This is a genomic window from Aeromonas sp. QDB23 (genome assembly GCF_027707745.1).
GTDB lineage: Bacteria > Pseudomonadota > Gammaproteobacteria > Enterobacterales > Aeromonadaceae > Aeromonas > Aeromonas allosaccharophila.
Window position 1 is genome coordinate 1 of the sequence record NZ_JAPCJA010000098.1, and the last position, 6,042, is coordinate 6,042.

Sequence of the window (6,042 nt, forward strand, 5' to 3'; positions counted from 1 at the left end):
ACAGGCCTATAAGTATTTGTTTTGTAGGCAAAAAACTATTTTTAATTTTTAACAAAATGTTCACGATCTCGCCCTGCCCAAGCTGGTTGCCATTGATTTGGTGCTGGAAGCGGATCCCCAGAATCCGACCCGCAATGTGGTTGTTGGTTTCCAGCCTACCAAAAAGCCGGTATAACCGCCGCGCAACGAGGAGGAGGAGCGAGAGCGCGCAGCGAGCGACGACGAGGGCGCGATAATGCTTTGTTTAGATATTACCTCCGAGGGTTATGCCCGTTTATCCGAGGGGGATTCCTGCAAATATGTGTTGCTGACCGTGCAGGAGCATAACCGATTAACGGATATATCGAGCTGGTTTCAGTTCGATATATCCACCGTAACCGCCGCCTTTGGCTTTGGATTAGCCATCTGGGTTGTCGGTCTTAAATTGGGCGCTGTTGCCCGTGTTATTGTTGGTGCAAAACGAGGATAAATAAAAATGGAAAAACTGTCAGGCTTGTTCCGTAACGGTTGTATCGCTGCTGTGGCTTCTGTCTCTGCCATGGGTGTCGCTAATGCTGCCGAGGGTGGCTCTGCTGCCGCTGCTGGCTCTGCGCTTGATACCGCGCTGGCAGACGTTAACGCCACTTCTCCCAAGGTGATGCTGGTTGTTGCTGCCGTTGTCGGGGTCGGTATCCTGATCGGCCTTATTCGCAAAGCCTAAGCCATGTCCCTGCTTATCGGGACACTCTGGTTTTTGTTCTTTGTCGAGGGATGGCGAACATCCTTTTCAATCTAAGGCGGCTTCGGTCGCCTTTTTTTATATTGGGGGCTGTGTGCGCATAGGTTGGCTTTTATTGTTTTTCCCATCGCTGGCATTTGCTATTGCGGGTTGTCCTGTCGGTGTGCAATTGGGGAATGTGACGATGGCAACGCCCTTGCCTGTCTGTCTTAAATTTGAAGGTTCGGAACTCGGGGGCTGTAAGGTTGATTGCAAGGGTGTGTGTGTTGAATTGCCGTTGAATAACACCAAGGGGCCAGTGGAAACCACGGGCACGGCGTGTAAGTTGTCAGAGAATGGCAGTGGTAACGGTGACTCGGATGGCAGTGGTAATACGCCAGATGAAGGGGGGGCTGGTACTAAACCGATTGATGGCTGGCTTAATTTTGAACCTGTTATTGGTGATGCCACAGGTACTTCTGTTTCTGGTGCGGTTGCCAAACTGAATAAAAATCTGGGTGTTGCTCTGCGTCAGGTGGTAGATAGTACTAAGCAGGATTCAAACAATATTAATTCTATTGCTCATAGTGCTCAGTCGCTTTCTGTTGATATGAAAACCGCTCTTCATCATTTGAATATGATGTCCGGCGATCTTTCTTATACTAGAAATTCCAATGATGGTCTCTTGCGTGCAGCTTATCAAACCAATGAGCATCTTCAATCAATGATATCAAAGATGGATGGTTCTGGTTCTTCGGGTGGTGGTTCGTCTGGTGCTGCGAGTTCTTTCGGTCCTGCTCAAGCGCATCAGCTTGAAGGGTTGACTGTTATGATGGGGCAGACTACTGGCTTTTTGTCTGGGATTTATAGCTTGAATGGTGAAACAAATCAGGCAACCGGTCGAATGTCTAGTTTTACCGAGCAAAACCTTAGCAATACATCAAAGATGGTTAATACTTTATCTTCAATAGAAAGTTTGCTTAAGTCCTCTGGTTCTGGTTCTGGTTCTGGTTCTGGTGAGGGTGGTCAGGGTGTTGATTATTCCAAGATGCCGGGATCTGCTGATAATCCATTATCTGTGGGTGGTAGCAGTTATAATTCTGCTTGTTCAGGAGAAAACTGTTTTTTTGATGTTCCGGCAATGGATAAAAAACTCGCTGATACAAATAAATCCCTTACGGATAAATATGCCTCTATTGCTGAGGATGTGAAACAGGTGTTTTCATTTAGTCTTACGGGCTCTGCTGATCCAATGGAATGTTTGGACTTATTCACGCATCAGGGAAAGGAATGCACCATTTGCCCGCCATCCGGTGATTACTGGAAAACCTTGGCAGCATTGATGATGTTTATTTTCTACTTCGTGGCCCTGATGATTATATTTAAGAGGTGATGGCATGGAATGGCTTGGTGATTTCTTCGGTTCGTTCTTTGACGATATATATCAGTTGGCCGTGCAGTTTGCTGCATGGTTTGCTGTGCGAATGGCGGTGCAGTGGGTTGAGTTCAAGCTGTTTCTTTTGACGTTTACTTGGGATGTGGCAAAGGAGATTTTGTTGAATATCCATTTCAGTGAGCTGCTTTCGTCCTCTTTCAATTCATTGCCGCCAAGTGTTCGGGGGATATTGCTGTACCTGCATTTTGATAAAGGTCTGGCGATACTGTCTCAGGCATTCGTCACCCGCTTCATGCTCAATATGATGGGGTGGTAAATGTCCATCAAGATCCATCACGGGGCGCCAGGCTCTTACAAATCATCGGGGGCGATCCATACCGATGTACTCCCCGCCATCAAGGCAGGCCGTCACATCATCACCAACGTGCGCGGCTTCACCGCTGAGCGTTGCAGGGAGGTACTGGGTAAGGCGGTGCCGGAAGGCTTTGAAGTGACCTACATTGAGACCGAATCGCAAGACGGGCGCGATAGGTTCGCTCGGTTCTACCACTGGGCACCGAAGGGGGTGTTCTTTCTGGTCGATGAAGTGCAGCGGATCTTTCCGCCTTCATGGCGTCAGAGTGATTTAGACCGTCTGGATTATCCGAACGGGCCGGATGCTGCCAAGGCAGATGGCCGACCGGAAACAATAGACGTGGCATTTGATATGCACCGTCACCATAACTGGGACTTTGTATTCACAACCCCGAACATCAAAAAGGTGCATGCCGTTATTCGTGCAGCTGCTGAAACTGCAATTCGCCATACCAATATGGGCCTGTTGGGCATTGGGGGCCGCTATAAGACGGTTTTGCATCTGGCAGATAATAGCGGGTCGTCCATGTCCGATGTATTGCAAGCCAAGCCATTCAATAAGGTGCCGAAATATGTTTTCAAACTCTATGACTCAACTACAACAGGTAAGGTCTCGGATACAATCGCGGGCAGCTCGATGTTTCGAGATCCTAAAATACTTTTTTTTCTGGCGCTTATTGGGTTTTGTATCTTCTTTGGCTTCATTAAGCCTGAATATCTTGATAAGCCTGTCGAAGCCCCTGCGCCCTCTCCTGCCACTGTTCCGGCTGCTGGGGAGGTGGGTGGTACGTCCGGTGCTGGGGTACGTGCTAGCGGCGCTCCTGCTGCGTCTGCTGGCGGGGTTCTTTCTGTAGGGCCGTTCGCGGGACACAAGCTGATCATCAGTTGTCACCAGTTGATAAAGGATGAACGGGGATCATATCGGGTCGAGTATTGTTTCGCCCTGCGCAAGGGTGACGATGTGCAGCCCGTTTACAGTGACGATTGGCCGGATCAGTTGGCCAGTGTGGATGCTATGAGCGCCTGCCATGCGGTTGTGAGGTATCAGGGCAAGCCGGTTGATGTTTACTGTGACCCAGAGGGGGATACCCTGCGCCGGAAGTACAATGATGCCCTCTTTGCGGGCGGTGATACCAAAAACAAACCAAGTGATGACCGGACATAAATAAAGCTGACTGCGTAACGGCTTATTTATGTTAAATACGGTTGTGGATGCCGCATTTTTACTGGGCTGGCGGGGTGTTTGTCTTTCATGGCGCAGCCATAGAAGCGCAACCCTCGCACTCACCCCGAGAGATCATGCCTCTAAGCGCGGCTCCCGCCTTTAGGCGGCTCTGAATTTTCCCGAGAATGACCCTCCTCCCCCTTCCCTGCAAAACCGATCTTTAGTGCCCCAGTCAGAGCGACCAGCCGAAGGCTATAGGGCGCGGGTGGTGCCTGCATCGTCCTCCTGTCGCAGACAAGCCGCTCTCAAGGTCTTTCGCCGTCTTTGTCTTTGGGGCCACGGGTTTTCCGGTTCGGCTCCCCCCGTGTAGTAATACGGGGGGAATTCTACCTCTACCCTCTACCCCTACCGTCTGCCCCCTGTCCTTTCCCTTTTGGCCCTTTGACCACTCGATGGTTCGGTTATGCGGGCGACTTAATGAAATGGGGGCTTCCGCCCCCAAACATCACATTACGCCGAGTTTTTTCCTCCAGTAGAAGGCGGCCATCTGTCGTTCTGATCTCTCCACCTGGATGATTGCAATCGCCTCGATTCTGCGCCTGTCGAACCTCACTCCAGTGGGTGATACAAGGCAATCATTCATCATCCTCCAGCCTTCCCAGTCTTTCCAAATGGTGGGCAGTTCTCTCCCTGAAGCCATACGCATTAGCCGCTTATAGACAGGTGGGATCTCTTTGCTCTTATCCCAATATGTGACCTGCCTCACAGAAACGAAACAAAGATTGGCCGTCTCTTCTTCTGATAAACCACATTCGAACCATCGAAAAATGAAGTTTTTGGTCAACTCTCGTTTCATCCAAGTAAATACCTGATAAACCAGCAAAATTGCGTGGACTGGCTTATCGGCGGGTTTCGGATGGGCATTTAACAAAACGGCGCATTATGCGCAGTCATGCCTGTAGGTAGAACAAAGGGGCCGGAGGCTCTTATGGCAAAATGGTTCGTGTATTCAAATTATCAGGCGCCTACCAGAAGAGATAAAATGCACCTGTTCACATCACAAGACCTAGAGAAACCGACATGTCACTAGAAGAATGGTTAAAGATCATCGGCTATATATCCACTGGCATACTGGTTGCCGTAACGATCTATACGACTATGAACAAGATAAAAAGAGATCAGACTATCGAACAATCAGAGTCGAAACGCGATGGACTGAATGAAAGAAACGAAAAATGATCAATAAATTCAGACGGTTAACACCTTATCGCCCATGGAAGGGCCAAGGGGTATTTCAACCCCTTGGCCCTTTATGCCGATAACTAGCTTTATCGGCATCATTATGAGAGATGACGAGGAGGTGTAATCATCTGTGGTACCAATCCTTAACCATCCCCTCATATGAGCGAGGCGTGGCGCGGCTTCTGAGGTATGATCGCCATCCTTGAGCCTGTAAATAATTCTGTGTAACTGCCCACTCCATTACAGGTGACCGTTCAGGCGATCACCGAACTCGATAATAAAGCGATTCAGGGCAAGCTTCCAATTCTGGATTGGCATGGTCCACTTCTTTGAAGCCTGCTGTATCGCGAGAAACGCCACTTTTAGCGCAGATTCATCGGTCGGGAAGAGCTTCCTTTGCTTGGTCGCTTTGCGCAGCACGCTGTTTAGCGACTCGATAGCATTGGTGGTGTAAATCACCTTCCGGATGGCGGGGGGATAATCGAATAGCGTGATCAGATTGTCCCAGTTACTCTGCCAGGAGCGCGCTATCTGCGGGTACTGACTATCCCAGCGCTCGCCGAAGGCCGCCAGTGCCTGCTGAGCTTCACGTTCCGTCGCAGAGTGGTATATCTGCTTCATATCCGCCGTCACCGCCTTGTAGTCCTTCCAGGAGACATAGCGCAACGAGTTGCGCACCATGTGGACGATACACAGTTGCACCTTGGTCTGGGGATACTCCACGGCAATCGCATCAGGGAAGCCCTTGAGGCCATCCACACACGCAATCAGGATGTCTTCCAGGCCGCGGTTCTTCAGCTCAGTCAGGACCGACAGCCAGAACTTTGCCCCTTCGGTCTCGGCTAGCCACAGGCCCAACAGCTCCTTGTGACCCTCCATATTGATGCCCAGTGCCAGATAGAGCGACTTGTTGATCACCCGCTGGTTCGCACGGATCTTCAGCACAATGCAGTCCAGATAGACGATGGGATAGAGCGGATCCAGCGGCCTATTTTGCCATTCGTGGACCTGTTCGATGACGCGCTCGGTCACCTTCGATACCAGCGTCGCCGAGATGTCGGCGTCATACATCTCTTTGAACGCGTCAACGATATCCCGGGTGCTCAAGCCCTTGGCGTAGAGGGCGAGGATCTGGTCGTCCATCTGGGTCAGGCGGGACTGGCCCTTGCGGACAAACTGAGGCTCGAA

At 50.4% G+C, this 6,042-nt stretch carries 7 protein-coding genes and 1 pseudogene; 6 read left to right on the plus strand and 2 right to left on the minus strand.

Annotated features, from left to right (window positions below):
• Positions 1 to 70: 70 nt before the first annotated feature.
• From PG888_RS23260 to PG888_RS22120, 6 genes and pseudogenes are all read left to right on the plus strand, one after another.
• Positions 71 to 175: pseudogene (locus tag PG888_RS23260) on the plus strand (hypothetical protein); the annotation flags it as partial.
• A gap of 60 nt (positions 176 to 235) precedes the next feature.
• Positions 236 to 469, plus strand: a complete 234-nt coding sequence (locus PG888_RS22100) for a hypothetical protein (protein ID WP_270694391.1) — start codon at positions 236 to 238, stop codon at positions 467 to 469.
• A gap of 6 nt (positions 470 to 475) precedes the next feature.
• A complete protein-coding gene (locus PG888_RS22105) occupies positions 476 to 700 on the plus strand; it encodes a hypothetical protein (RefSeq protein ID WP_042062383.1) in 225 nt (74 codons plus the stop codon).
• A gap of 112 nt (positions 701 to 812) precedes the next feature.
• Entirely contained in the window at positions 813 to 2,090 is a 1,278-nt protein-coding gene (locus tag PG888_RS22110; protein WP_270694393.1) for a hypothetical protein, read from the plus strand.
• A gap of 4 nt (positions 2,091 to 2,094) precedes the next feature.
• Positions 2,095 to 2,409 carry a DUF2523 family protein gene (locus tag PG888_RS22115; RefSeq protein ID WP_270694394.1) on the plus strand — a complete coding sequence of 105 codons (315 nt, stop codon included), beginning with the start codon at positions 2,095 to 2,097 and terminating at the stop codon, positions 2,407 to 2,409.
• On the plus strand, positions 2,410 to 3,612 hold the full coding sequence (locus tag PG888_RS22120; RefSeq protein WP_270694396.1) for a zonular occludens toxin family protein: 1,203 nt from the start codon (positions 2,410 to 2,412) through the stop codon (positions 3,610 to 3,612). It begins immediately after the preceding gene.
• Between the two features lie 505 nt (positions 3,613 to 4,117).
• Here PG888_RS22120 and PG888_RS22125 read toward each other — a convergent pair.
• The gene (locus tag PG888_RS22125) at positions 4,118 to 4,468 is read right to left on the minus strand and encodes a DUF3653 domain-containing protein (protein ID WP_270694397.1); all 351 of its coding nucleotides are present in this window, start codon (positions 4,466 to 4,468) and stop codon (positions 4,118 to 4,120) included.
• A gap of 626 nt (positions 4,469 to 5,094) precedes the next feature.
• On the minus strand, positions 5,095 to 6,042 hold a 948-nt coding region (locus tag PG888_RS22130), incomplete at its 5' end, for an IS256 family transposase (RefSeq protein WP_270694398.1).

Excerpts from the sequence above, each read along its gene's own strand:
- PG888_RS22105 (WP_042062383.1), top strand. The coding sequence starts at position 476 with ATGGAAAAACTGTCAGGCTTGTTCCGTAACGGTTGTATCGCTGCTGTG.
- PG888_RS22115 (WP_270694394.1), top strand. The coding sequence starts at position 2,095 with ATGGAATGGCTTGGTGATTTCTTCGGTTCGTTCTTTGACGATATATAT.
- PG888_RS22125 (WP_270694397.1), bottom strand. The coding sequence starts at position 4,468 with ATGAAACGAGAGTTGACCAAAAACTTCATTTTTCGATGGTTCGAATGT.
- PG888_RS22120 (WP_270694396.1), top strand. The coding sequence starts at position 2,410 with ATGTCCATCAAGATCCATCACGGGGCGCCAGGCTCTTACAAATCATCG.
- PG888_RS22100 (WP_270694391.1), top strand. The coding sequence starts at position 236 with ATGCTTTGTTTAGATATTACCTCCGAGGGTTATGCCCGTTTATCCGAG.